This window comes from Kitasatospora sp. NPDC056273 (genome assembly GCF_042268845.1).
In the GTDB taxonomy this organism is placed as follows: Bacteria; Actinomycetota; Actinomycetes; order Streptomycetales; family Streptomycetaceae; genus Kitasatospora.
This window is the reverse complement of the sequence record NZ_JBHJSJ010000035.1, coordinates 48,602-71,717: the sequence shown is the minus strand read 5'-3', so window position 1 is coordinate 71,717 and position 23,116 is coordinate 48,602. Positions and strand designations below refer to the sequence as shown.

The following is a 23,116-nucleotide window of genomic DNA, read 5'->3' as shown; positions in this document are numbered from 1 at the left end:
GTATCGCCGGAGACGGGGCCTCGGTTGCCGATTCGTGACGTGCCGTCAGAGTTGCCGCGGGGGGCGGTCGGGCGGCCTCGGGCGGTGGGGCGGGTCGGGGGTCAGCCGGCCGGGCCGGTCCAGATGACGTCCTTGTACTCCGTGCCCATGGTGTGGTCGAACCGGACGGAGAACGGGTCGCCCGCGCCGGCCGGCAGGGCGTACGCGGTCAGCCCGGTGGCCTCCTCGCCCGGGGCCAGGGACTTGGTGAGGATCTTCATCCGTCCGCTGCCGTCGATCAGGGTGAAGACGAGGTTGCCCTTGGCGTCCCGGACGGTGGGCAGCCCCGAACCGAGGAGCGAGACCTCCGCTGGCCCGGTGTTGACGACGGTGATCCTCACCTGGACGATCGTGGCGTCCTTGGGGGTCTCGCCCACGCCCCCGCGCGGGACGTACGGCTCCGGCGCGGCCATCGTGACCTTCAGCCCGTCCGGGTAGGTGTAGGACTGGCCGAACGACAGGCGCCGGGCCCACTCGTCCGCGGCCCGCTTCTCCTGCTCGGCCGCGAGCCGCTGGCGCTCGGCCTCGATCCGCGCCTTCTCCTTGGCCGCCCGCTCCTCGGCGGCCTTGGTCGCGGTCTCGAAGCGGATGCGCGCGGCCTCCGCCTGCGCCTTCTGCTCCCGGTGGACCTCCTGCACCCGGTTCACGACGAACACGCCGGTGCCGACCGAGACCAGCAGGCCGGTGACGCCCAGGACCACGCCCGCCAGGGCCATCGCCCGGTTGGCCGCCAGGCCCTTGCGCACGTGGCCCAGGGCGATCACGCCGAAGACCACGGCCAGCAGGGCGGGCAGCCAGGACAGCCAGAACAGGATGATGGTCAGGCCGAGCACGACCCCGACGATCCCGAGCACCATGGCCGCGATGCCCAGGCCGTTGCGGGGCTGCGGCGCGGGCGCCGGCATCGCGTAGGGCGGCCAGTACGGGGCGCCGGGTGCCTGGCCGGGGGCCTGACCCGGTATCTGCCCGGGGCCCGCGGCGGGGGCGTGAGCGGGGGCGGGGCCGAAGCCGGGGGCGGGGACCGTGGGGGCCTCGTCCCGGCCCTGGCCCGGCGGCGCCCACGGGTCGGCGGCGGCCGGCTCCTCGGCAGGCCGCGGGCTGCTGTCGGGCGGGACGGGAACGGTCATGCGGAATCCTTCGGGAACGGTGGGATGTCGGGCGGGCCGCTGCTCGGCCCCGGGCCGGGGGCCTCCTGCCCGGCTCCCCGACGGCAGCGACCCGGCCCCACGCGTCACCCCCTGGGACGGGACGCCGGCCGGACCGGCGAGTGATCAACATATACAGTGCCGGGCCGCGGCCTCCCGCCGGGTACCCGGTGGGCGCCCGGTGGTGTGGGCGGGGCGCGGCGCGGGGACGGTCGCGGTGTGACGGGCGGCCCGGAGAGCGTGTTGGTCGTGGTGCGGGGTCCGAGCGGCGCCGGGAAGTCCAGCGTCGCCGCTCGGCTGCGGGCCGCGTACGGGCGGGGCCTCGCCGTCGTCGGGCAGGACCTGCTGCGGCGTACCGTGCTGCGGGAGCGGGACGTCCCGGGCGGGGCGAACATCGGGCTGATCGACCTGGTCGCGCGGCACGCCCTCGACCACGGCTTCCACACGGTCGTCGAGGGCATCCTCGCCGCCGAGCGCTACGGGCCGATGCTGGCCCGGCTCGTCGCCGACCACCGGGGCCGCAGCTTCCTGTACTACCTCGACGTGGACTTCGACGAGACCGTGCGCCGGCACGCCACCCGCCCCCAGGCCGCCGAGTTCTCCCCCGAGGACATGGCCGACTGGTACCGGCCCCACGACCTGCTCCCCGACGGTCTCGAACGGGTCGTCGGCCGGCACAGCGGCCTGGAGGAGACGGTCGGGCGGATCCTCGCCGACACCGGCCTCGCCCCGGCCGGTTGGACGCCCCGGCCCTGAGGGGCCGCGGCCGGCGCGCGGGCTTCACCCAGGGCGGAACTCCGTGCTCTTCCCCCGGGGCGCCGGATCCCTAGGGTGAAGGGGTGAGCACCCATGCGCCGAACGAAGCCCGCGTCATCCCCCTGCGCCCGCAGGCGCAGCCGCCCGCGTCCGGCGGGCCGTCCCGTCCCCCGCACCCGGCGCCCGTACGGCGGGAGCCGCTGTGGCGCGACGTCGTCGGCGACGTGCTGCGGCGCGAACGGCTCGCCCAGGAACGCACGTTGAAGGACGTCGCGGAGGCGGCCCGGATCTCGATGCCGTACCTGTCGGAGCTGGAGCGCGGGCGCAAGGAGGCCTCCTCCGAGGTGCTCGCGGCCGCCGCCCGGGCGCTGGGCCTCGGCCTCGGCGACCTGCTCTCGCTCGCCCAGGACGAGCTGGCCCGCTACGCCGCCGTCCCGAGCCGCACCGGCCGGGGCCGCGCCCCGTCCACGGGCCGGTACGACGGGCTCTGCCTCGTCGCCTGACGGCTTCCGCGGAGGGGTCAGGAGACCGCCGGGGTGAGCAGGGTGAGGGTGCGGGCGGTGGCGTCGGCCTCGGCCCGCACGCCGAGGGGCAGCGGGAGGTTGGGGCCGGCGTGGCCGAAGTCCACGCCGGCGAGGACGGGCAGCGGGCGGTCGCCGAGCACGTCCAGGACCACCTCGCGCAGCGACGGCTCTCCCGCGCCGGCGGGCCCGTCGGAGCCGACCCGGTGCGGGGTGCCGACCACCATCGCCGCGATCCGGTCCAGGACGCCGGACAGCCGCAGCACGTGCAGGTCCTTCCAGACCGCGGACAGCGGCCGGTCCACCTCCTCCCAGAAGAGCACCGCGCCGTCGAAGGACCGCGCGGGGACGGCGTACGGGGTGGCCTGGAGGGCGACGAGCCGGTTGAGCAGGCCGCCGACCAGCGGGCCCCGGGCGCGGCCGTCGCGCCAGCACTGCCACGGGGAGAGCGCCGGCAGCGGCCCGGGCGGGGCCGGCACGGTGAGCACCCGTAGGTACGCCTCGCGCAGCGCCTGGTGCGCGCCGTCCTCCTCGGGCCCGTCCGCGAAGCGCTCGCTCCACTCGCCGAAGCCGTAGGTGGCCATGTCGGCGTGCACGCCGACCAGTCCGGTGCGGGCGTGCAGGGCCAGCAGCAGCTGGGAGACGTCGCTGCAGCCCAGCACCGGCTTCGGGTCGGCGCGTACAGCGTCCAGGTCCAGCTGGTCCAGCCAGCCCGTCACCGCCTGCCCGCCGGTGTGCGCGACGATCGCCCGCACCTCGGGGTCGCGCAGCAGCGCGTTGAACTCCGCCGCCTGCTCGGCGGGACGGCCCGCGGCCCACCAGTGCCGGCGCCCCTCGGCGACCGACGGGCACACCCGTACCCGGAAGCCGAGTTCCTCCAGCACGGCCGTGCCGCGGGCCAGGAGGGGACGGTCCGCCTCGTCCAGCGGACCGGACGGCGCGGCCACCGCCACCAGGTCACCGGGGCGCAGGGCACGCGGGCGGAGCAGGGCGGTCGGCTCGGTGGGCATGGGGCGACCCCGGTTTCACAGGTGGGCAGATCCGGCCGGGCCGGACGGGCGGGACACCCCCGGCGGCCGCACCGGCCGGGCGGGTCGGACCGCAGTCTCGCCGTCGGCCTGCGCGGCGGCAACCGGTTTTCGCCCGGGCGGGCGGTCGCCGGGCGCTCAGCCGGGGAGGGCCGGCAGGCTCGGCAGGCGGTCCAGGGTGATGCCGAAGCGGGTGCGGTACGCGGCGAGGGCCTCGTCGTCGGTGAGGGTCCGTTCGGTGCGTTCGCCGGCCGGGGTGGTGGTGATGAGGCGGTTGCCGCTGAGGGTCGCCCGGCCGCCGTCCGCGGTGAGCAGTGTGCAGGTCGTGGAGCGGGTGAAGTGGGAGTCCGGTGAGGTGGTCTGCCACCGGCAGGTCGGGGCGAAGTCGGCGAGTTCGTACGGGCGCGGGCCCAGGCGGTACTGGGGCGTGCCGTCCCGTAGGACGTCCAGGTCGCCGTCCGTGCCGGTCGGGGTGAGGGTGAACGCGCCCTCGGCGTCGGCCTGTTCGCCGCGCTCGTCGAGGCGCAGCGGGTGGTGGCTGAAGCGGCCGAAGCCGACGTCGGCCAGCCACGGTTCGTCGAGGTCCACCCGCAGGGCGAGGTGGTCGAAGGGCGGGCCGAGCCGTTCGCCGTCGAAGACGCGGGCGGCGAGCAGGCCGACCCGGTAGCCGAGCGAGGTGAGCAACTGCGCGAAGGCGCCGTTGAGTTCGTAGCAGAAGCCGCCGCGGCGGCGGGTCACGACCTTGGCCAGCAGGGCGGCGGGGTCGAGGACGATGCTCTCGCCGAGGTGGATGTCCAGGTTCTCGAACGGGACGGTGCGCAGGTGCGCGAGCTGGAGCCGGGCGAGCGCGTGCGGGGAGGGGGCGCCGGGGTCGGGCAGGCCGATGCGGTCGAGGTAGGCGTCCCGCTGGGCGGCGGTGAGGCCGTCGGCGGGGCCGGTGTGCGACTGCTCGGGGTGCGACGGCTCGGGTCGTGGCGCGTGATCCATCGGGCCATTCCACCCGGGAGGCCGGGCGCGGGGCCATCGGCTTTTGGTCCTACGCCCCCGGGTTCCCGCGCGCTCGGGGTTCTTACACGCCTTTGCCGTCACTCTGCCGAACGGCTGACGGGCGCCCGGCAGAGTCGTGCCCACACCGACCGCAGGACGTACGGAGGACACCGCGATGACGACGAGCACGGCGAGGGGCACGGCCACCGGGGCGAACGGCGCGAGCGCGAACGGCGCGGACACGGGCGGCGCGGGGCGGCGGGCCCGGCGGGGCGCCCTGGCCGCCGCGGCCCTGGCGGTACTGGCGACGGCGCTGCCGCTCGCCGCCGCCCCGCCCGCGCAGGCCTCCGCCGCCGGGGCGCAGGGCCGGCCCGCGTGGTGCCCGGCCGTCCCCGGCCACCGGGTCGACTGCACGACCATGCGCCGGCCCCTGGTGACGGGCGAGCCGCGCCTGGGCGGCGTCGACGTGAGCTACGCGGTGGTGCGCCACAGCCGCCCCGGTCCGGCCCTGGGCACCGTCGCCCTCAACCCCGGCGGCCCCGGCGAGACCCTGATCGACCGCGCCGAGCAGGTGGCCGGTGCGCTGCGGGGGGTGCTGGACGACTACGACGTGCTCCTGCTGGACCCGCGTGGCACCGGCCGCTCCGGCCGGCTGCCCTGCGACGTCACCGAGGCCGAGTACCGCTGGGCCCCGCGGGCCGGCCAGCGCGAGCTCGTCGCCGAGTGCGCCGAGGAACTCGGCCCGCGTGCCCGCGGCTACACCAGCGCCGCCACCGCCGACGACATCGACGCCGCCCGCGAGCGCCTGGGCGCCCCCAGGCTGGTGCTGTACGGCATGTCCTACGGCACCTACCTGATGCCGGTCTACGCCGACCGCCATCCCGAGCGGGTCGAGAAGATGGTGCTGTCCGGCGCCTACCCGGTCGCCTTCGACTCCCTGGCCCGGCCCGGCGCCCAGCAGGTCTCCCTGACGCTGCGCCGGATCTGCGAGCGCAGCGGCGCCTGCGACCCGGACACCGCGGTGCACGACCTCGCCGCCGTCGCCGAGCGGCTGCGCGCCCGCCCGCTGAAGGTGACCGCCGAGGCCGGCGGCGAGCGGCGCACCGTGCTGTTCACCGAGGACAAGCTCGCCGACCTGATGTACGAGCCGGCCACCCGCGGCATCGGCCTGCACCCCGGGGAGTCCGGGCTGCTCGGCGCCCTGCCCGCCGCCCTGCACGCCTTCGCCGCGGGCGACGAGGGGCCGCTGTCCGCCCTGGTGCGCGGCGAGATGGAGGGCACCGGCACCGAGGACCAGGCCTCCTTCCTGGCCGTCACCTGCAACGACTACGTCCGCGCCTGGGACCCGGAGGCCCCGGTGTCGGAGCGCCGCCGCCAGTACCGCGCCGCCCTGGCCGCCGCCGACCCGGCCGACTTCGGGGCCTTCAGCCCCGAGGGCTGGGCCGCGGGCCAGACCGACGGCGGGGACAACTGCCTGAACTGGCCGCGCCGGGGTACCGCCCGCCCGCAGCCGACCGACCTGGGGAACCTGCCCGACGTGCCCGTCCTGGTGCTCTCCGGGGACCTCGACACCAACACCCCCGAGGTCAACTCCCGCCTGTCGGCGGCCCAGTTCCGCCACAGCGCGTTCGTCTCGGTACCCAACAGCGGACACCTCCCGGAGATGGAGTCCACCGGCTGCGCCCTGGAGATCGCCAGCGGCTTCATCCGCACCGGCGAGGTCGGCGACACCTCCTGCCTGGTCCGGATCCCGCCGGTCGCGGTCGTCCCGGTCCCCCGCTGACGCGTCGTCGGCAGCCCCCGACCGGCCTGACCACGCCCGCCACCAGCGAGGATGACACCATGACAGATCCCACCGCCGACGCCCGGCGCACCGTCCTGGTCGTCGAGGACGACCCCGGTGTCCGCGCCACCCTCGACCACCTGCTGCGCTTCGAGGGCTACCGGGTGCTCACCACCGCCGACGGCCAGGAGGCGCTGGAGCTCCTGGAGCACCGGCGCCCCGACCTCGCGGTGGTGGACGTGGTCATGCCCCGCCTCGACGGCCTCGCGCTGTGCCGGATGCTGCGCCGGCGCGGCGACCGCCTGCCCGTCCTCGTCCTCACCGCCCGCCACCAGCTCGGCGACCGGGTCGCCGGGCTGGACGCGGGCGCCGACGACTACCTCGCCAAGCCCTTCGCCACCGAGGAGCTGCTGGCCCGCATCCGCGCCCTGCTGCGCCGCACCGAGCCGCTCGACGCCGGGGACGGCGAGGACACCGGGCTCGTCCTCGCCGACCTCGCCCTGGACCCGGCCGCCCGGCTGGCCCACCGCGGCGGGCGCCGGCTCGACCTGACCAAGACCGAGTTCGACCTGCTGGAGCTGCTGCTGCGCAACCAGGGCACCGTCCTGACCCGCCACCGGATCTACGAGCGCATCTGGGGCTACGACTTCGACACCGACTCGCGCTCGCTCGACGTGTACGTCGGCTACCTGCGCCGCAAGACCGAGGAGCACGGCGCGCCCCGGCTGATCCACACGGTGCGCAACGTCGGCTACACCGCCCGGACCGCCTGATGCTGCGCACCCGCATCGGCCTGGTGGTCCTCGCCTCCGTCCTGCTGGCGATCGCCGTGCCCGTCACCGCCGCCTACCGCGGCGTCAGCACCCTGGTCTCCGACCAGCTCGACCGGAGCCTGCGGGACCGGGCCGAGACCGTGCTCGCCGCCCTGGACCTCGGCCGGCTGCCGCCCGCCCGGCCCGACACCGTCGAACAGCTGCTGCCCGCCGACGGCACCGCCCGGCCGCTGGCCCCGGGCGGCGGGCCGGCGCTGCCGGTCTCCGAGCGGGCCCTGGAGGTGGCCCGCACCGGGCAGGGCTCCCACCAGGAGGACGCCACCGTCGACGGCACCCCCTACGGCGTCCTCACCCAGGCCCGCCCCGACGGGCAGGGCGCGGTGATGGTCGGCCAGACCTACGCCGGGGTCACCGAGGTCGACGACGCGTTCCTGCGGCGGATCACCGTCACCAGCGTGGCGGCCGCCGCCGCCTGCGCCCTGCTCAGCTGGCTCGTCCTCGGCCGCATCCTGCGCCCGGTGCGGCGCCTGGCCCGCGCCGCCGAGCACATCACCACCACCCGTGACCTGGCCACCCCGCTGCCCGCCGCCGGGCGCGACGAGGTCGGCGGCCTCACCCGGGCCTTCGAGTCGATGGTCGGCGCGCTGCGCCGCTCCCGCGAGCAGCAGCAGCGCCTGGTCCAGGACGCCAGCCACGAGCTGCGCACCCCGCTGACCTCGGTGCGCGGGTGCGCCGAGCTCCTCCAGCGCGCCCGCGGCCGGCTCGCTCCCGAGGACGAGGAGCAGATCCTCGCGACCCTGGTCACCGAGACCGTCGCGCTCGACGAACTCGTGCGCGAGCTGGTCGAGTTGGCCACCGACCAGCAGAGCGCGGAGGAGCCGGAGCCGCTCGACCTGCCGGCCGCCGCCGAGGACAGCGCGCGGCGCTTCCGCCGCCGTACCGGCCGGGAGATCGCCGTCGTCACCGAGGGGCCCGTCCCGGTGCTGGCCCGTCCGCGGGCGCTCCAGCGCTGCGTGGACAACCTGGTGGGCAACGCCGTCAAGTTCAGTCCGGACGGCACCCTGGTCCAGGTCCGCGTCACCGGCACCCGGCTGGCCGTGCGCGACCGCGGGCCCGGGATCGCCGCCGGCGACCGGCAGGCCGTCTTCGGGCGCTTCTACCGTGCCGCCGGCACCCAGTCGACCCCGGGTTCGGGGCTGGGCCTGGCCATCGTCCACGACCTGGTCGTCGCGGACGGCGGCACCGTCTTCGCCGCCGCCGCTCCCGGCGGCGGTGCCGAGGTCGGCTTCCGGCTGCCGCCGGCCCCGGGCGGCTGACGGTCCGCCGGACGGCGCCCCGGCGGACCGTCCGGTGGTCGGGTCCGGCCGGGAGGCCGCGGTGTTCCGGCCCGTGGGGCGTACCGGACCGTCCGGAGGGACTCGGACCCCCGCGCGGGAGGGGCCCGTCAGACCGGGAGGAGGTGGGCGGCCACCAGGGTGGCGAAGTCCTCGGGGGTGAGGATGCGGATGCCGAGCTCCTCGGCCTTGGCGCGCTTGGAGCCGGCCTTCTCGCCCGCGACCAGGAGGGTGGTGCGCTTGGAGACCGAGGAGGAGGCCTTGCCGCCGGCGCGTTCGACCAGTTCGTTCATCTGGTTGCGGGAGAGGTCGGCGAGGGCGCCGGTCATGCTGCCGGTGACGACGACGGCCTCGCCGGCGAGCGGGCCCCGGTCGTCGGCGGGGCCGTCGGCGGTGTCGCCTTCCCCTGCCGTCGGCGTGGCGGCGGGAGCGGTGGGGGCGGTGACGGCGGTGCCCACGCCGAGGGCGGCGAGGCGGTCCAGCAGCGGGGCGAGTTCGGCGAGTTCGGCGGCGACGACGCGGGCCTTCTCGGTGCCGATGCCGTCGACGCCGGCCAGGGTCTCGGCGTCGGCGGCCCGGATCGCCGTCATGGAGCCGAAGTGCGCGGCGATCCGGCGGGACATGGTCCGTCCGGTGCCGCGGATGCCGAGGGCGCAGAAGACCCGGTTGAGCGGCCGGGTGCGGGCGGTGGCGATCGCGGCGAGCAGGTTGTCGGCGCTGGTCTCCCCCATCCGGTCGAGGGTGAGCAGCTGCTCGCGGGTGAGGGTGAACAGGTCGGCGAGGTCGGTGACCAGGCCGGTTTCGACGAGCTGGACGGCGCGGGTGCCGCCGAGGCCCTCGATGTCGAGCTGGTCGCGGCCGGCCGCGTAGAGGACGGAGGCGACGGCCTGGCAGTCGCGGCCGCGGACGCAGCGCCAGCGCTGTTCGGTGGTGTCGATGGCGTCGCCGCAGCGCGGGCAGGTCTCGGGGAAGGCGATCGGCTGCTCGGCGCCGGTGCGGGCGTCGAGCACCGGGGCCTCGACCCGGGGGATCACGTCGCCGGCGCGGTAGACGAAGACCTGGTCGCCGATCATCAGGCCGCGCCGTTCGATGTCGGCGGGGTTGTGGAGGGTGGCGAAGGTGACGGTGACGCCGTCGATGACGACGGGTTCGAGGACGGCGCGCGGGGCGATGACGCCGGTGCGGCCGACGTTCCACTCCACCGCGAGCAGCCGGGTGACCTGGTGCTGCGCGGCCAGTTTGCGGGCCACGGCCCAGCGCGGCGCGCGCGAGCCGGAGCCGGCCTCGGCGCGGTCGGCGGCCAGGTCGGCCTTGACGACCACGCCGTCGATCCCGAAGGGCAGTTCGGCGCGCAGTGCGGCGATCTCCTCGACGCGCTGCTGGACTTCGGCGGTGTCGGCGCAGCGCCGGGGGCGGGCGGCGGTGGTGGCGGCGGTGTGGGCGCCGAGGGCGGCGAGGTGGTCCAGCAGGGCGCTGTGGGCGAGGCCGTCGGGGCCGATGGCGTCGTAGGCGAAGAAGGTGAGTTCGATCCGGTAGGGGCGGTCCTTGGCCCGCAGGGTGCCGGCGGCGCCGTTGCGCGGGTTGGCGAAGGGGGTGGCGCCGTGGTCGGCGCGTATCCGGTTGGCGTGGTCGAACTGGTCCCGGGTGAGGAGGACTTCGCCGCGCAGTTCGATGTCGGCGGGTTCGGTGAGTTCGGCGGGCAGGCCGAGGACGGCGTCGGCGGCGTGGGTGATGTCCTCGCCGGCGAGGCCGTCGCCGCGGGTGACGACCTGCTGGAGGCGGCCGGCGCGGTAGCGGGCGGCGATGGCGAGGCCGTCGAGCTTGGGCTCCACGCACCAGGCGGTGACGGGGCGGCCCAGGCGCCGTTCGAGGCCGGCGGCCCAGGCGTCGAGTTCCTCGGCGGAGAACACGTTGTCCAGGGAGAGCATCGGGGCGCTGTGCGGGACGTCGCCGTTCGCGGCGCCGCCGGCCACCTTGCCGGTCGGCGAGTCGGGCAGCGTCTCGCCGGGGTGGGCGCTCTCGTAGGCGGCGATGGCCCGCAGCAGGGTGTCGTACTCGTCGTCGCCGAGCGGGGTGGAGCCGTCGGTGTAGTACGCGGCGGCGGCCCGGACGGCGGTGGCGACGGCGTCGGCGTACGCGGACGGGGAGGACAGCGGTGCTGCGGTGGCGGTCATGCGGGAATCATGGCGGCCGGCACTGACAGGGCCTCGGGTCCTGCGCTGGCAGGGCCTCGGGACGCGTACCGGCAGGGCCTCGGGACGCGCGCCGGCGGAGCCCTGGAAGGTGTCAGACCAGCCGGGCGGTGGTGGGGGTGTCGGTGCCGTGGCGGCGGGCGTCGCGGCGGGCGTGGCCGGGGGTGGGGCCGGTGCCGAGGACGCGGCCGTCGGCGAGGGCGAGCCAGGTGCCCGGGGGCGTGCCGTCGGGGACGGGGGCGGCGAGGGCGGCGGCGGGCTCGTGGCCGACGGAGGACGGCAGCGGGAGAGGGAGCTGGTGGCCCTCGCGCCACTGGGCGGTGGTGCGCTCGCCGCCGGTGCGGCGCCGCCAGTACAGGTGCTGGGCGACGATCAGCGGGCCCAGGGCGGTGAGCAGCGGGAATCCGCTGGTGAGCCAGCCGGCGGCGAAGCAGGCGCTGACCGCGCTGGTGGTGAGCAGGCCGACGAGGGCGGCGACGGCGGCGGCGGTGCGGCCGTGGGCCTTGGCGGCGACGAGCGGGTAGAGGACGAGCAGCAGGAGGTCGCCGAGGCCGACGGCGACGGGGGCCGGGCCGCCGGTGAGGGCGAGCAGGGGGGCGAAGGGCCGGTCCTGGACCTGTTCGAAGAAGCGGGTGGTGGTGTCGGTGAGGGTGGTGGCGGCCAGGTCGTAGCCGGTGAGGACGGCGGCCAGGGCGGCGCTGTGGCCGGAGCGCAGGCCGCTCTGGGTCCAGAGGTTGGCGACGCCGACGACGGCGGTGGCGATCATCAGGTCGCTGCCGGCGCGGGCGGCGGCTGGGTGGCCGGTGAGGGCGGCGAGCGCGGTGGCGGCAGTGGCGGTGAGGGCGGCGGCCCAGGACCAGGGGGTGGCGCGCAGCCGGGTGGCGGCGAGCAGCGGGGCGAGGGTGAACTGGACGGCGAGGCAGGCGACGAGGCCGAAGACGGCGGAGACGGCGGCCGCGGGCAGGGCGGTGTAGAGCAGCGGGGCGAGGACGACGCCGGCGCACAGGACGGCGATGTCGCCGCCGGTGTAGACGCCGACCGGGGGGCGGGGCATCCGGACGCGGGCGAGGTACCAGGCGGCCAGGGCGGTCTCGGCGGCGACGGCGGCGCTGAGGGCGGCCAGGGCGGCGAGGTCGACGGTCATTCAGCGCCTTCCGGGGACACGGTCGGGGGCGGCGGGGGTGCCGGGGGCGGCGGGGACGTCGAAGGTGCCGAGGGTGTCGAAGGTGTGCTCGCACAGGTCGGCGCGCAGGGGTGCGGTCGGCGGCATGGCGGCGCGGTCCTCGTACAGCAGGATGTCGGCCAGGCGCAGGCCGGCGGCGCGGGCGCGGTCCTCCAGGCGGCCGCGCAGGGCGGTGGCGGGCAGGCGGTCGACCAGCAGGTGCAGGCGGGCCGGTCCGTCGGGGCCGTCGGGGCCTTCGGTGAGGGCGTGGCGGGCGGGCAGCGGGACCTCGGGTTCGGCTTCGACCAGGTCGAGCACCTCGCGGGTGGTGACGGTGCGGCTGAGCGGGCCGTTCCAGCGGCCGAGGATCTCGGAGGTGGCGGGCAGGTGGGCGAGTTCGCAGTCGGGCGGCTCGGCGGGGAGGCGTACGAGGTCGCCGGTGGCGTAGCGCAGCAGCAGGGTGCACTCGCGGTAGGGCACGTAGGGGGTGTGCACGACGGTGCCGGTGCCGCCGGAGGCGGTGGGTTCCCAGGTGAGCGGGTCGAGGACTTCGAGGTGTCCGAACTCGGTGGTGTGGTGGAGGTGGCCCCGGGTGCAGGGGGTGGCGCCGGAGGGCAGGATCTCGGTCATCAGGTAGGCGGAGGTGGCGGTGGCGCCGAACACGGCCTCGGCGCGCCGGCGCAGCGGTGCGGAGAGCACCTCGCCGCCGACGCTGATCGACTCCAGGCCGAAGTCGGCGTCGCGCCACTTGTGCTGTTCGGCCTCCTGGACGAGGGCGGCCAGGTAGGAGGCGGAGGTGGTGAGGTGGGTGACCTGGGGGTCCTTGCCGGGCAGGCCGAGCGGGGCCGCGAGGCGGTCGAGGGCCACGGCGGGGGCCACGGTGCCGAGTTGGACGAAGCCGGCGCCGGCGCGGGTGGCCGACTCCTCGGCGTTGACCAGGGACAGGGTGGCGCGGGAGCAGCCGGCGTAGGCGACGGTGTGGCGGGGGCGCAGGCCGAGGCCGAGCACGGCGGAGATGGTGCTGAAGGCGATGGCGCACTCGAGTTCGGCGCGGGAGAACCACACGGCGGTGGGGGTGCCGCTGGTACCGGTGGTGAGCGCCTGCAGGGCGGGGCGGGCGGTGTCGGAGACGAAGGCGGCGGGCAGGGCGCGCAGCGCCTGTTTGGGGGTGACGGGGACGCGTGACCAGTCCTCGGGCTCCAACCGGTCGGGGTCGAGGCCGAGTTCGGCGAAGGTGCGGCGGTAGTAGGCGGTGTGCCGGGCCGCGGAGCGGGCGGTGGCGCGCAGGCTGCGGCGGGCCACCTCGCGCCGAACCTGCGGGTCGACGTGTCCCGCGCGGCCGGGCAGCAGGGCGGAGTCCTCGCCGGGCTCGCCGAACTCGGCGATGGTGGCGACCAGGTCCCGGGCGAGGCGCTCCAGGTCGCGGGGTCGGATCCGACGATTCGTCAGGATCGCTGCGCCGTAGCGCAGTTGGCTCAGCGCGGTCGCGAACAAGCGGACTCCCAGGCCAGGGTCGGACGATGGGCCACCCGGCCCCGGCCGGGGTCGGTCGGATCAGACCATGTGCAGGAACATCGCGGCGGTGAGGGTGCTGAAGGCGTACTTGAGGTAGTGCTTGACCATGATCGGTTCTCCCTCGTACGGGCGGCCGGCCGCCCTGGCCGGGCGCAGCGGCGGATGCCCGGGGCCGGGTTCCGGCCTACGGGCAACGGCAGTATAGGGACGGTCCGGCGGTGCGCAACAGGCTATGTGCACGGCCAACCTTCCGCTTGTGCAGGGGAGTTCGGTGTTGTGGGTGTGCGGTGGGGGTGTTCTGGGCACGATCTGACGAATCCATGCCGGGTGCCGGCCGCGTGACGGTCCGACACCCCCTCCCCCGAGGAGTCCCCTTGACGAACACGTTCCTGCGGCGGCTGTCCTTACCCGCCGCGCTCGCCGTCCTGACCGTCGCGGCGTCGGCCTTCTCCACCGGTACGGCCCACGCGGCCGAGCCGGGCGGCCCATGTGACCCCCGCGTCTCCCGGACCGGGCTGTACGAGGTCTCGACCGCCGTCGTCGAACCGGTGCTCACCCACCGGAAGGGCATCACCATCGCACCGGGCACCACCGGCTCCGTCGAGACCACCGTGACCGAGGTCGAGAACGTCAGCACGACCTTCAACGCCTCGACCGAGATCAACGCCGAGGCTGGCGCGTTCTTCGCGAAGGTCTCCATCAAGGTCGGCTTCTCCGTCCAGACCAGCAAGTCCACCACCAGCACCTGGTCCCAGAAGGTCACCTACAACGTCAACCGCCCCGGCGACTACATGGTGTTCAAGGGCACCCATCGCATCCAGGGCAAGGCCGACGAGTACGTCTGCGTGAACCGCCCCTGGAGCGACCCCGGCGACGGGTACTGGGCCTATGCCTTCGGTTCCCACCCCACCTACAGCACCTTCGACGCCGAGATGGAGGGAATCGTCTCCTGCGACACCCCGGTCAACCCCGGCACCATCCAGGAGCTGGCCCGCAACCTTCTCGTCTGCCACTGAGCCCCGCCCCCGCCCGGGGCCGGTCCGTGCCCAGGACCGGCCCCGGGCGGGTCAGCGCCGGGGTACGGCGGCGTGCGGGATGGCGAGGTCGGCCATGCGGTGCAGGACGGCGGCGGGGATCGCGGGGTTCCTGGCGGCGGTGTCGGCCCGGCACGGGTCGAGCAGCAGCACCACCAGCTCCTCCGGGGGCAGGGCCGGGTTGACGCGGGCGAAGTGCCGCACGCCGCTGTCGGGGTCGGCCGCGAGCGCGGCCGCGGTGGCGGGGGCGAGCCGGGGGTCCGCGGCGGCGGCCCGGCGGACGGCCGGGTCGGGGTCGGCGGCGGCCCGTTCGACGTGGGCGGGGGTGGCGGCGGGGTCGTCGAGGGCCAGGGCCCGCAGGCGCGGGTTCGGGTCGGCGGCCAGGCGCAGCAGGCCCTGGCGGGGGAAGTGGGGGTGGTCGCGCGGGCGGCCCGGCCCCTCGGCCAGTTCCGCGAACAGCTCGCGCAGCGCCGCCCCGGGCGTGGCGGCGATCAGCCGCTCCCACTGGGCCGGTGACAGCCGGCCGCTCTCCGCGGCGCCCATCCGCACGCGCCGGTCGGGGTGGGCGATCGCGGCGTCCAGGACTCCGTCGGGCAGGTCGTCGCGGTCCAGGAAGTGGTGCTCGCCGGCGTCCAGGAGGCGCAGGAGCAGGCCGGCGGGGGCCGCGCGGTTGTGGCCGAGCCCGGACAACCAGGCGAGGCCGGTCGCGCGGTCGACGGCGGTGGCGCGGGTCAGCGGGGCCCAGACGGGGCCGGGCTCGACGGGCTCGACGGGCTGTCCGGCCTCGGCAGGGGGTGTCGGTGCTGGTGTCACCGGCGGGAGCCTACGCCCGCCGCCCGTACGGCCCGCGGGGCGGGGCCGGGCAGGTCGGAGCGGCGGGGACGGGCGGAAACGCCGGCGGCGCGGCGGCCCGGACACCCGATCCCCCAGGTGTCCGGACCGCCGCGCCGCCGGTGCGCGGTGCCCCGGGTCAGCCCGCGAGGGTGCGGGCCAGGGCGTCGAGGCCGTCGGCGTAGATGCCGGTGAACAGGTCGACGACCTCCTGCTCGGTGGCGCCGACGGGGTTGAAGCGGCCGGACCACTGGACCTCGGCGAGGTCGGCGCGGCCGGGGACGGCGTGGACGCGGAGGGTGGAGACGTAGCCGTCGACCGGGAACGGGGCCTGGAGGATGGCGTAGCTGTACTGCCGCTCGGTCTCGTTGAAGTCGACGAGGCGCTCGACGATGACGTCGCCCTCGGGGTTCTTCAGGCTGCGCACGCGGCCGCCCTCGGAGGCGGTGCTCTCGGGGATGTAGGGCAGCCAGTCGGGCAGGGCGTCGAAGCCGCCGATGAGGCTCCAGACCTTCTCGGGGGTGGCGGGGACGGTACGGCTGACGGAGGTGGAGGCCATGGTCGTTTCTCCTGTCACTGCGGTGGGGAGCGGGGGTGGTCAGGCGTTGTTCGGCAGCGGGGCGGCCGGGCTGACCAGGCCGGCGGCGCGCAGCTCCTGCCAGAACGCGGCCGGGACGGTCTCGTTGAGGGCGGCGACGTCCTCGGCGATGCGGCCGGGCTTGGTGGCGCCGGGGACGGCGGCGGCGGTCACCGGGTGGGCGAGGGAGAACTGCAGGGCGGCGGCCTTGATGGAGACGCCGTGCTTGGCGGCCAGGGCCTTGAGCTCGGTGACGCGCTCGATGATGTGGGCGGGGGCCTGCTGGTACTCGAAGTGGGTGCCGCCGGCGAGGATCCCGGAGCTGTAGGGGCCGCCGACGACCATGTCGACGCCCTGCTCCTGCGCCATCGGCAGCAGGCGCTGGAGGGCGTGGTCGTGGTCGAGGAGGGTGTAGCGGCCGGCGAGGAGGAAGCCGTCGGGCTTGGGCTCGTCCAGGGCGAGGGTGAGCTCGATCGGCTCGGTCTTGTTGACGCCCAGGCCCCAGGCCTTGATGACGCCCTCGTCGCGCAGGCGGGACAGGACGCGGAAGGCGCCGGTGCGGGCCTCCTCGAACTTGGCGAGCCACTGGTCGCCGTGGAAGTCCTGGGCGATGTCGTGGACCCAGACGATGTCCAGGCGGTCGGTGCCGAGGCGCTTGAGGCTGTCCTCGACGGAGCGCTCGGTGGCCTCGGCGGTCCACACGTGGAGCATCTTGTTCGGGTTGCCGTGCTCGAAGAGGCCGCCCTTCTCGCCGAGGTCGCGGGCGCCCTCCTCCAGCTCGTCGAGGATGACGCGGCCGACCTTGGTGGACAGGACGTACTCGTCGCGCGGCTTGGTGGACAGCACCTCGCCCAGGCGCTCCTCGGAGAGGCCGGCGCCGTAGAAGGGGGCGGTGTCGAAGTAGCGGACGCCCTGGTCCCAGGCGGCTTCGACGGTGGCCAGGGCCTCGGCGTCGGGGATCGCGCGGAACATGTTGCCGAGCGGGGCGGTGCCGAAGCCGAGCTTGCCGGGGAGGATGTTCTTCAGGGACATGTCAGTACCTTTGCGGAGCGGGCGGGCGTCGTGGGGTGGGGACCCGCCGAGGGTTGCGTCCGCACCGAAGGATTAGTGCAAACGCGCCTTACATGCAGGAACAATAGTTGCATACGCGTGGCAATGCAAGGGGTGGGCCGATCCCGCCGTCTACGGCCGCGGGCGGGGGCGGGGCCCGGTGCCCCTCCCCCGCCCGCGCCGCCGCCCGGGTCAGGAGGCGGTGAAGGAGACCTGGTCGACGGTCCAGAAGGCGCTGTTGGTGCCGGTGTAGCGGAACTGGAAGCGGGCGGTGGTGGCGCCGGCGGGGACGGTGACGGGGAGGTTCTCGACGGTGTTGAGGTCGCTGCGGTAGGACTTCACCAGCTGCGGGGCGCCGTTGTCGAAGACCACGTAGACGTCGCCGGTCTGCGGCCCGTCGACCTTGTAGTTCGTGGCGAAGGACAGCACGCCGCGGCTCGCGCCGGAGACCGGGTAGGCGGGGCCGACCAGGGTGGAGTCGAACTGGCCGGCGCCGTGCGCCTTGTCGTCCCACTCGTCGGAGTCGGCGACGGCGAACACGTTGCGGGCGCGCACGTTGGTCTCGCGGGACTGGCCGAGCTGGGCGGCCGTCCAGAACTCGTCGGTGGCGAAGGTCCAGCCGCGCCACTCGGTGACGCCGCCGCTGGGCATGCGGGAGTTGTCGATGCTCCAGCCGGCCGGCGGGGTGTGGGTCCAGCCCTTCACCCCGGCCGGGATGCCGCTCTCGTCGGCGCGGGCCTGCAGGCTCGGGCGCAGCGCGTCGAAGGCGTCGGGGGCGATCTCGTCGATCGGGCGGCCGTCGAGCTTCCAGGCGGGGTCGAGGGCGACGCCCTCGTGCTTGAGGACGGTGGGGGCGATGTCGACGGGCTTGACGTCGTAGCGGCGCGAGCCGGGGGCGTAGCCGGTGCCGTTGGCGATCAGGAAGGTCTGGCGCTCGTTGGCGCTGTTGCCGCCGTGGCCGCCGGCGTCGGTGTGGCCGTGGTCGGTGGTGACGACGATCAGCCAGTCCTCCGAGGCGTACGTGGGGCGGGACTTGACGGCCTGGAGGACCTGGCCGACCAGGGCGTCGGCGGAGTGCAGGGCGGCCGCGTACTCGGGGCTGGTGCCGCCGTGGTTGTGGCCGGCCTCGTCGACCTGGTCGAAGTGCAGGAAGGTGGTGTCGGGGTTGCCGTGGGCGAGGTAGTCGACGGCGTCGGCGGCGGTCTTGGTGTCGTTCTCGCTCTCCTGGAGGCGCAGGTCGGCGCGGCCGTTGAAGACGTTGCCGGCGATGGGGTTCCAGGAGCCGATCACCAGGGTGGAGGTGGTGGGGTCGGCGTTCTCCAGGCGGGTGGCGAAGTCGGGGAACAGGTCGAAGCGGGAGCCGGTGAAGCTGTTGTCCTTCACCTGGTGCTTGTCGGGCCACGCGCCGGTGGCGATGGTCGACCAGCCGGGGCCGGAGAGGGTGGGGGCCAGCGGGTTGGCGTAGAGGTTGCTGGTGGCGGTCATGCCGCCGGCCATCAGGGCCTTGAGGGCGGGGGCGTCGGCGGTGAGCAGCTTGTCGTAGCGGGTGCCGTCGACGCCGATGACCAGGGTCTTGGCCTGCTTGGTGCCGTTCGGCAGGCCCTGGTACGGACCGGCGGCGGCCCCGGTGGTGGCCCCGGTCGCGGCGGGGGCGGCGGCCGTGGCGGCGGTGGTCGGTGCGATCAGCGCGGCGGCGGTGGCGGCGAGGGCCGTGGCGGCGGCGAGGGCGGCGGTGCGGGAGGTGCGCATCGAGGGCTCCCAACTGGTCGTCAGTGCGGTGCAGTTGCACCGGGAGTGAGGATGCGCCGGGCGGGCGAGGACGGGCCCTCGCCGGATCCACGGTTGTATGAACAACCGCGGAAATTCAGACCAGACCCGTTACGCTTCCGTGATCAACGGCCCCGGGGCGCCGGGCGCGGCCCGGTGCGGCCCGGGCGGCGCTCGGTAGGCTTGCGCGGTGAACCACCCCATCTCCCGGGCCGGCCCCGAAGCGGCCCGCGCCGGCGTCCCCGAGCACGGCCGGGTGCCCAAGTACTACCTGGTCAAGGCGCGGCTGGAGGAGCTGGTCGCCGAGCTGGGCCCGGGCGGGCGGCTGCCCACCGAGGCCGATCTGGCGCAGCGTCACGGCGTCGCCCGGGCCACCGTGCGCCAGGCACTGCGCGAGCTGCTGCTGGAGGGCCGGCTGCGCCGGCAGGGCCGGGGCACGGTCGTGGCCGGGCCGAAGATCGAGCAGCCGCTGTCCCTGAGCAGCTACACCGAGGGCGTCTCGCGCCAGGGCCTGCGCCCCGGCCGCACCCTGATCGGCCTGGACCGGCTGCCCGCCGACGCGGCGGTGGCCCGGCTGCTGGAGGTCCCCGAGGGCGAGCCGCTGTGGCACCTGGAGCGGGTGCTGCGCGCGGACGAGGAGCGCGTCGGGCTGGAGTCCACGTACGTGCCGGTGGCCCGGGTGCCCGCGCTGGACCGGGACTTCGACCCCGAGGGGTCCTTCTACGGCTACCTGCGCGAGCACGGGGTGCGCCTGGGCGCCGCCGAGGAGCGGATCGAGACGGTACTGGCCACCCCGCGCGAGGCGCTGCTGATCGGCACCCCGCCGGCACTGCCGATGCTGCTGCTGCACCGCCGCAGCCTGGACGCCGCCGGGCGCCCGCTGGAGCAGGTGCGCTCCCTGTACCGCGGCGACCGGTTCAGCTTCACCCTCGCCCTCGGCGCCCCGGACGGCGCCCCCCGGGTGGGCGGCGCCACGGAGGCGGAGCGGCCGCGGGGGAACTGACGCCGGCACCGGCGGCCGCAGGGGTGCGGCCGCCGGGGGCGGGTATCACGGGCCCGGCTGTGTCAGCAGGTGCCGGGCACGGGCCGGGTGGGTGTCAGCAGGTGCCGACGCGGCCGGACTGCGAGGACCAGACCGGGACCCAGGGGCTGCTGTTGTCGTGCGGGCGGTAGACGACGATGTTGGCGTCGTTCTGCATGCGCACCCAGTTGGCGCTGGGGTTGCAGCCGAAGCCGCTGCCGGTGGCCCACTTGGCGTTCTTGAAGGTGTCGTAGACGACGAAGTTGCCGTCGTACTGCATGATCGCCTTGCCCGCGCCGCCGAAGGTGGCAGTGTTCCACATCGCGGTGCCGTAGCGGTCGTACTCCACGAGGTTGCCGTCGGTCTGGTAGGTCAGCCGGTAGGCGCCGTTGGCGGAGACGAGCGAGTCACCGGGCAGCAGGCAGCTGCCCCAGTTCATGTGGTCCCAGCCGCTCGGGTTGCGCGAACAGTTCCACTCGCTGTTGACGTCGGCGGACGCGCTGGTGGCCGTCGTCAGCCCGGTGAGCGAGGCCAGCGCCAGGGCGGCGCCGGCGAAGGCGAGCGTGCGCCTGGTCCTTCCGGTGTTCCTCATCGTTCCCCTCTTTCCGCTGCGGCGCGGTTCCTGGCCGGCCGCGGCACGGTCTCGTCGACGGCGGTACGGGACGCGCCCCGTACGCCGCCCTCCGATGGGAGCAGGGCCTGTCGGGCCCCTGCGTTCATGCCAACGGGCAGTGGCGGACGGCCGGTTCACCGGATTTCCCGGCGGGCGACGGCCGCCCCGGGCGGAGCGCGGCCGGGCTCCGGGCCCCCGGGCGGAGGACACCGGGCCTGACCTTGTAGGTTTCGGTGTCACCGGCTGCGAGGGGCCGGTGACACCTGGTGGGGAAGGGGAGCCCGACCGGGCAGGGAAGGGGACGGACCCCGGACGGGAAGGGCGGACAGTGACCACGAGCACGGCGAGCGTGTTCCGCGGCGAGGGCGTACCCGAGAGGGAACGGTTCGAGTGCTGGCGGGAGTTGGTCAGCCGCACCCGGGACAGCGAGGTGACCAGCGACCACTCCGACGACTTCCGGGCGGAGATGCGGCGCCTGGAGCTCGGGCCGGTGACCCTCCTGCGGACCTCCTTCCCGCCGACCCGCTTCCAGCGCACCGAGCGCCGGGTGCGCCGCTCGGACCTCGGGGTGTTCCACCTGACCCTGCTGCTCGACGGCGGCTTCGTCCTGACCCCCGGCAGCGGGCGCACCGAGACCTTCGGGCCCGGCAACCTGCACATGCTCGACAGCTCCCACTCCTTCGACCTGCGGGCCTTCGGCTCCCGCGCCCAGGCGCCCGCGGAGCGCCGGATCGAGGCCGTCGGCGTCGACTTCCCCACCGCCCTGCTGCCGCTGCCGCCGCACCGGGTGCACGAGCTGCTGGGCCGCGGCTTCTCCTCCCGGGAGGGCGCCTGCGCGCTGCTCTCGGAGTTCCTCGTCGGCCTGGACCGGCAGGCCGCCGTCCTGGGCCCGGTCGAGACCCCCCGGCTGGGCGGCATCGTGGTCGACCTGGTGGCCACCTGGCTCGCCCGGGAACTGGACGCCGAGGCCGCCGTACCCGACGACACCCGGCAGCGGGCCCTGGTCGAGAACGTCCGGGCCTTCGTCGGACGCAACCTGCACGACCCGGAGCTGACCCCCGCCGTGATCGCGGCCGCCCACCACATCTCGGTCAGCTACCTGCACCGCCTGTTCACCCGGCAGTCCGGCGGCGAGACCGTCGCCGCCTTCGTCCGCCGCCGCCGGCTGGAGCGGGCCCGCCGCGACCTGGCCGACCCCGCGCTGCGCGACCTGCCCGTCCACGCCGTCGCCACCCGCTGCGGCCTGCCCCGCGCCGCCGAGTTCAGCCGCGCATTCAAGACCGCGTACGGCCTCTCCCCCAGCGAGCACCGCCGGCAGACCCTGGCCGGGGGCGCCGGCGGCTAGCCGCACGGGCGGCACGGCCCCGCCGACGGGGCCGTCGGGATCGAGGAGTCCCTCTACGCCGCGATGGACGCCGCCTGCGAGGGCCTGGACACCGACGCGGTGCTGCGCCTCCTGCACAACACCGGCCGCCGGCCGACCCACGCCCCCCGAGAACCCCGCACCGCGAGCACCCCGCGCGCACGGACGGGCCGGAAGGCCGCACCTGTCCACCCAGTGCCAAGGACTGTCGACTCGGTGCCAACACGGCGGGGGCGTCTCCCTGGCATCCTCCACGAGTGAACACCGCGCGGCGGAACATCTCGTTCCGTTTACGCGCCGACGGCCCGGCACGCCACGGGGGAGCGTGCCGGGCCGTCCTTCCCTCTCCAGGACCTCAGGGCCTCAGGGCCTCGGATCCGGCGACGGCTTGTCGTTCGCGTCCTCCCGGGCCCAGGCGCCGGCGCCGAGGCGGCCGGTGGTGCCGAGGTCGAGCTCCGGGACGACCATCACGGGGGCCGCGTCGGCGGTGGCGCGCACCCGGACGTACGGGGCGTTCTGCGGGTCCCCGGCGCCGGCCTCGGTGGTGTTGCGCCACACCAGGGTGGCGCGGGCGCCCTCCCCCGGCCCCAGGGCGATCTTCTGCGGCGGGTTGTCCGCGCCGGTTCCGGAGGCGATCTCGGCGCCGCCGCGCAGGATCCGCACGCCGTCGAGGGGCTTGTGGTCGGGGTCGAGCGGCTGCACCTGCGGGTAGCCGTCGAGGGTGACGGTGGCCGTCCCGCAGTTGCGCAGGTGCAGGCCGACCGCGCGCAGGCCCATCGCGGCGCTGCCCTCGTCGGCGTACAGCCGCAGGCCGGAGGGCGGGCAGGGGCCGCCGGCACTGGGCGCCTCGGCGGTGGGCACGCTGCGGACCCGGAGGAGCTCCGGCTTCGGCGGGCGGGGGTTGTCGGACCGTCCCAGGGTGGGCGCGCCCGGGCGGGAGCCCGGCCCGGTCGCGCCGGACACGGCCAGGTCGATCCGCCCCTTCTCGGTGGCGCCGGGGGCGAGCCCGGTGACGGTCCGGGTGAGGTTCCCTCCCCCGCCCGGGCCGCCGAACACCGCCGCGCCCCGGTCCGGATCAGGGCCGTTGAACACCACGGTGTAGTCGTACGGTTCGGCGTTCGGGTTGATCACCTCGTACTCGAAGCAGGTGCGGCCGACGGCGGTGATCCGCGCCCCGCCCTGGGCGAGCGCGGTCGGCTGCGGCACACCGGGCGCGCTCGGCGGCGCGCTGCCGCACGGCCGGGGACCGCCGGCGCCCTCCGGACCGCCGCCGGAGGCCGCGGTCGTCGCGGTGCCGCAGCCCGCGAGCAGGAACGCGGCGGTGGCGGCGGCCACGGCGGACGCGGCGGGGTGCCGGGCCGTCAACGGGCGGCGGGGCGGGGAGGGCTGGCGCATCGGTCGAGTCGATCACGCCCCGCACCGGACGGCAGTGAGCTGCGCCACTTCACGGGCAACAGTCCTGCCACGGTCCGCGCCCCTGGCGGACGGGCCTCGGGCGCCGACCCGTATGGCCGGGGCCCCCCGCCGGGGCGACCGCCGGGGGGGCCCGGGCGAGGGGCGGGGAAGGGCACCCCCCCGGACACCCCCCCCCCCCGCCCCCCACCCCGCCACCGCCCTCGGCGGGA

21 protein-coding genes are annotated in these 23,116 nt (G+C 75.8%); 8 read left to right on the top strand and 13 right to left on the bottom strand.

Annotation, left to right across the window (positions count from 1 at the left end; translation table 11 throughout):
- Positions 1-101: 101 nt before the first annotated feature.
- Positions 102-1,166, bottom strand: a complete 1,065-nt coding sequence (locus tag ACFCY1_RS27125) for a DUF4190 domain-containing protein (RefSeq protein WP_375876354.1) — start codon at positions 1,164-1,166, stop codon at positions 102-104.
- Positions 1,167-1,433: 267 nt separating this feature from the next.
- On the opposite strand from ACFCY1_RS27125, the gene ACFCY1_RS27120 reads away from it, so the two are divergent.
- Both ACFCY1_RS27120 and ACFCY1_RS27115 read left to right on the top strand, forming a co-directional pair.
- Complete coding sequence (locus tag ACFCY1_RS27120) at positions 1,434-1,940, top strand: AAA family ATPase (protein ID WP_375876353.1); 507 nt, start codon at positions 1,434-1,436, stop codon at positions 1,938-1,940.
- An 83-nt stretch (positions 1,941-2,023) separates the two neighbouring features.
- Positions 2,024-2,443, top strand: coding sequence for a helix-turn-helix domain-containing protein (locus ACFCY1_RS27115; protein WP_049660094.1), 420 nt, complete (start codon positions 2,024-2,026; stop codon positions 2,441-2,443).
- A 17-nt stretch (positions 2,444-2,460) separates the two neighbouring features.
- Here the strand turns inward: ACFCY1_RS27115 and ACFCY1_RS27110 are convergent, their stop codons facing one another.
- Complete coding sequence (locus tag ACFCY1_RS27110; protein WP_375876352.1) at positions 2,461-3,471, bottom strand: LD-carboxypeptidase; 1,011 nt, start codon at positions 3,469-3,471, stop codon at positions 2,461-2,463.
- A gap of 156 nt (positions 3,472-3,627) precedes the next feature.
- A complete protein-coding gene (locus tag ACFCY1_RS27105; RefSeq protein ID WP_375876351.1) occupies positions 3,628-4,476 on the bottom strand; it encodes an arylamine N-acetyltransferase in 849 nt (282 codons plus the stop codon).
- 175 nt (positions 4,477-4,651) lie between these two features.
- On the opposite strand from ACFCY1_RS27105, the gene ACFCY1_RS27100 reads away from it, so the two are divergent.
- The 3 genes from ACFCY1_RS27100 to ACFCY1_RS27090 are packed head-to-tail and all read left to right on the top strand — an operon-like array spanning position 4,652 to position 8,348.
- Positions 4,652-6,259 (top strand): alpha/beta fold hydrolase, encoded by a 1,608-nt coding sequence (locus ACFCY1_RS27100; protein WP_375876350.1) that lies wholly within the window; start codon positions 4,652-4,654, stop codon positions 6,257-6,259.
- Between the two features lie 59 nt (positions 6,260-6,318).
- Positions 6,319-7,032: a response regulator transcription factor gene (locus tag ACFCY1_RS27095; protein WP_074005393.1), complete on the top strand. Its 714-nt coding sequence runs from the start codon at positions 6,319-6,321 to the stop codon at positions 7,030-7,032.
- Positions 7,032-8,348, top strand: a complete 1,317-nt coding sequence (locus tag ACFCY1_RS27090; RefSeq protein WP_375876349.1) for an ATP-binding protein — start codon at positions 7,032-7,034, stop codon at positions 8,346-8,348. The genes ACFCY1_RS27095 and ACFCY1_RS27090 overlap by 1 nt, the downstream gene beginning before the upstream one ends.
- A 128-nt stretch (positions 8,349-8,476) precedes the next feature.
- Here ACFCY1_RS27090 and ligA read toward each other — a convergent pair whose 3' ends face one another.
- The 4 genes from ligA to ACFCY1_RS27070 form a co-directional block, all read right to left on the bottom strand.
- On the bottom strand, positions 8,477-10,540 hold the full coding sequence (gene ligA / locus ACFCY1_RS27085) for an NAD-dependent DNA ligase LigA (RefSeq protein WP_375876348.1): 2,064 nt from the start codon (positions 10,538-10,540) through the stop codon (positions 8,477-8,479).
- 112 nt (positions 10,541-10,652) lie between these two features.
- Positions 10,653-11,702 (bottom strand): hypothetical protein, encoded by a 1,050-nt coding sequence (locus tag ACFCY1_RS27080; RefSeq protein WP_375876347.1) that lies wholly within the window; start codon positions 11,700-11,702, stop codon positions 10,653-10,655.
- Positions 11,703-13,214 (bottom strand): phenylacetate--CoA ligase family protein, encoded by a 1,512-nt coding sequence (locus tag ACFCY1_RS27075; protein ID WP_375876346.1) that lies wholly within the window; start codon positions 13,212-13,214, stop codon positions 11,703-11,705.
- 60 nt (positions 13,215-13,274) lie between these two features.
- Positions 13,275-13,475, bottom strand: coding sequence for a hypothetical protein (locus ACFCY1_RS27070; RefSeq protein ID WP_375876345.1), 201 nt, complete (start codon positions 13,473-13,475; stop codon positions 13,275-13,277).
- Positions 13,476-13,609: 134 nt separating this feature from the next.
- Here ACFCY1_RS27070 and ACFCY1_RS27065 point away from each other — a divergent pair, with 134 nt between their 5' ends.
- Positions 13,610-14,251 (top strand): hypothetical protein, encoded by a 642-nt coding sequence (locus ACFCY1_RS27065; protein ID WP_117484956.1) that lies wholly within the window; start codon positions 13,610-13,612, stop codon positions 14,249-14,251.
- Positions 14,252-14,302: 51 nt separating this feature from the next.
- On the opposite strand, the gene ACFCY1_RS27060 is transcribed toward ACFCY1_RS27065, so the two are convergent.
- From ACFCY1_RS27060 to ACFCY1_RS27045, 4 genes are all read right to left on the bottom strand, one after another.
- Positions 14,303-15,082 carry a hypothetical protein gene (locus ACFCY1_RS27060; protein WP_375876344.1) on the bottom strand — a complete coding sequence of 260 codons (780 nt, stop codon included), beginning with the start codon at positions 15,080-15,082 and terminating at the stop codon, positions 14,303-14,305.
- Positions 15,083-15,239: 157 nt separating this feature from the next.
- Positions 15,240-15,659, bottom strand: a complete 420-nt coding sequence (locus tag ACFCY1_RS27055; protein WP_074005387.1) for an SRPBCC family protein — start codon at positions 15,657-15,659, stop codon at positions 15,240-15,242.
- Between the two features lie 39 nt (positions 15,660-15,698).
- Complete coding sequence (locus tag ACFCY1_RS27050; protein ID WP_375876343.1) at positions 15,699-16,709, bottom strand: aldo/keto reductase; 1,011 nt, start codon at positions 16,707-16,709, stop codon at positions 15,699-15,701.
- 210 nt (positions 16,710-16,919) lie between these two features.
- Positions 16,920-18,476 (bottom strand): alkaline phosphatase family protein, encoded by a 1,557-nt coding sequence (locus ACFCY1_RS27045; protein ID WP_375876342.1) that lies wholly within the window; start codon positions 18,474-18,476, stop codon positions 16,920-16,922.
- Positions 18,477-18,684: 208 nt separating this feature from the next.
- Between ACFCY1_RS27045 and ACFCY1_RS27040 the strand changes: the two genes are divergently transcribed.
- A complete protein-coding gene (locus ACFCY1_RS27040; RefSeq protein WP_375876341.1) occupies positions 18,685-19,497 on the top strand; it encodes a GntR family transcriptional regulator in 813 nt (270 codons plus the stop codon).
- A 94-nt stretch (positions 19,498-19,591) separates the two neighbouring features.
- On the opposite strand, the gene ACFCY1_RS27035 is transcribed toward ACFCY1_RS27040, so the two are convergent.
- Positions 19,592-20,107, bottom strand: a complete 516-nt coding sequence (locus tag ACFCY1_RS27035; RefSeq protein ID WP_074005383.1) for a hypothetical protein — start codon at positions 20,105-20,107, stop codon at positions 19,592-19,594.
- A gap of 349 nt (positions 20,108-20,456) precedes the next feature.
- On the opposite strand from ACFCY1_RS27035, the gene ACFCY1_RS27030 reads away from it, so the two are divergent.
- A complete protein-coding gene (locus tag ACFCY1_RS27030; RefSeq protein WP_375876340.1) occupies positions 20,457-21,473 on the top strand; it encodes a helix-turn-helix domain-containing protein in 1,017 nt (338 codons plus the stop codon).
- A 381-nt stretch (positions 21,474-21,854) separates the two neighbouring features.
- On the opposite strand, the gene ACFCY1_RS27025 is transcribed toward ACFCY1_RS27030, so the two are convergent.
- Positions 21,855-22,886 carry a DUF4232 domain-containing protein gene (locus tag ACFCY1_RS27025; RefSeq protein ID WP_375876339.1) on the bottom strand — a complete coding sequence of 344 codons (1,032 nt, stop codon included), beginning with the start codon at positions 22,884-22,886 and terminating at the stop codon, positions 21,855-21,857.
- Between the last annotated feature and the right edge of the window lie 230 nt (positions 22,887-23,116).

Excerpts from the sequence above, each read along its gene's own strand:
- ACFCY1_RS27090 (WP_375876349.1), top strand. The coding sequence starts at position 7,032 with ATGCTGCGCACCCGCATCGGCCTGGTGGTCCTCGCCTCCGTCCTGCTG.
- ACFCY1_RS27055 (WP_074005387.1), bottom strand. The coding sequence starts at position 15,659 with ATGGCCTCCACCTCCGTCAGCCGTACCGTCCCCGCCACCCCCGAGAAG.
- ACFCY1_RS27050 (WP_375876343.1), bottom strand. The coding sequence starts at position 16,709 with ATGTCCCTGAAGAACATCCTCCCCGGCAAGCTCGGCTTCGGCACCGCC.
- ACFCY1_RS27100 (WP_375876350.1), top strand. The coding sequence starts at position 4,652 with ATGACGACGAGCACGGCGAGGGGCACGGCCACCGGGGCGAACGGCGCG.
- ACFCY1_RS27035 (WP_074005383.1), bottom strand. The coding sequence starts at position 20,107 with ATGAGGAACACCGGAAGGACCAGGCGCACGCTCGCCTTCGCCGGCGCC.
- ligA (WP_375876348.1), bottom strand. The coding sequence starts at position 10,540 with ATGACCGCCACCGCAGCACCGCTGTCCTCCCCGTCCGCGTACGCCGAC.
- ACFCY1_RS27110 (WP_375876352.1), bottom strand. The coding sequence starts at position 3,471 with ATGCCCACCGAGCCGACCGCCCTGCTCCGCCCGCGTGCCCTGCGCCCC.
- ACFCY1_RS27125 (WP_375876354.1), bottom strand. The coding sequence starts at position 1,166 with ATGACCGTTCCCGTCCCGCCCGACAGCAGCCCGCGGCCTGCCGAGGAG.
- ACFCY1_RS27080 (WP_375876347.1), bottom strand. The coding sequence starts at position 11,702 with ATGACCGTCGACCTCGCCGCCCTGGCCGCCCTCAGCGCCGCCGTCGCC.
- ACFCY1_RS27045 (WP_375876342.1), bottom strand. The coding sequence starts at position 18,476 with ATGCGCACCTCCCGCACCGCCGCCCTCGCCGCCGCCACGGCCCTCGCC.
- ACFCY1_RS27095 (WP_074005393.1), top strand. The coding sequence starts at position 6,319 with ATGACAGATCCCACCGCCGACGCCCGGCGCACCGTCCTGGTCGTCGAG.
- ACFCY1_RS27105 (WP_375876351.1), bottom strand. The coding sequence starts at position 4,476 with ATGGATCACGCGCCACGACCCGAGCCGTCGCACCCCGAGCAGTCGCAC.
- ACFCY1_RS27025 (WP_375876339.1), bottom strand. The coding sequence starts at position 22,886 with ATGCGCCAGCCCTCCCCGCCCCGCCGCCCGTTGACGGCCCGGCACCCC.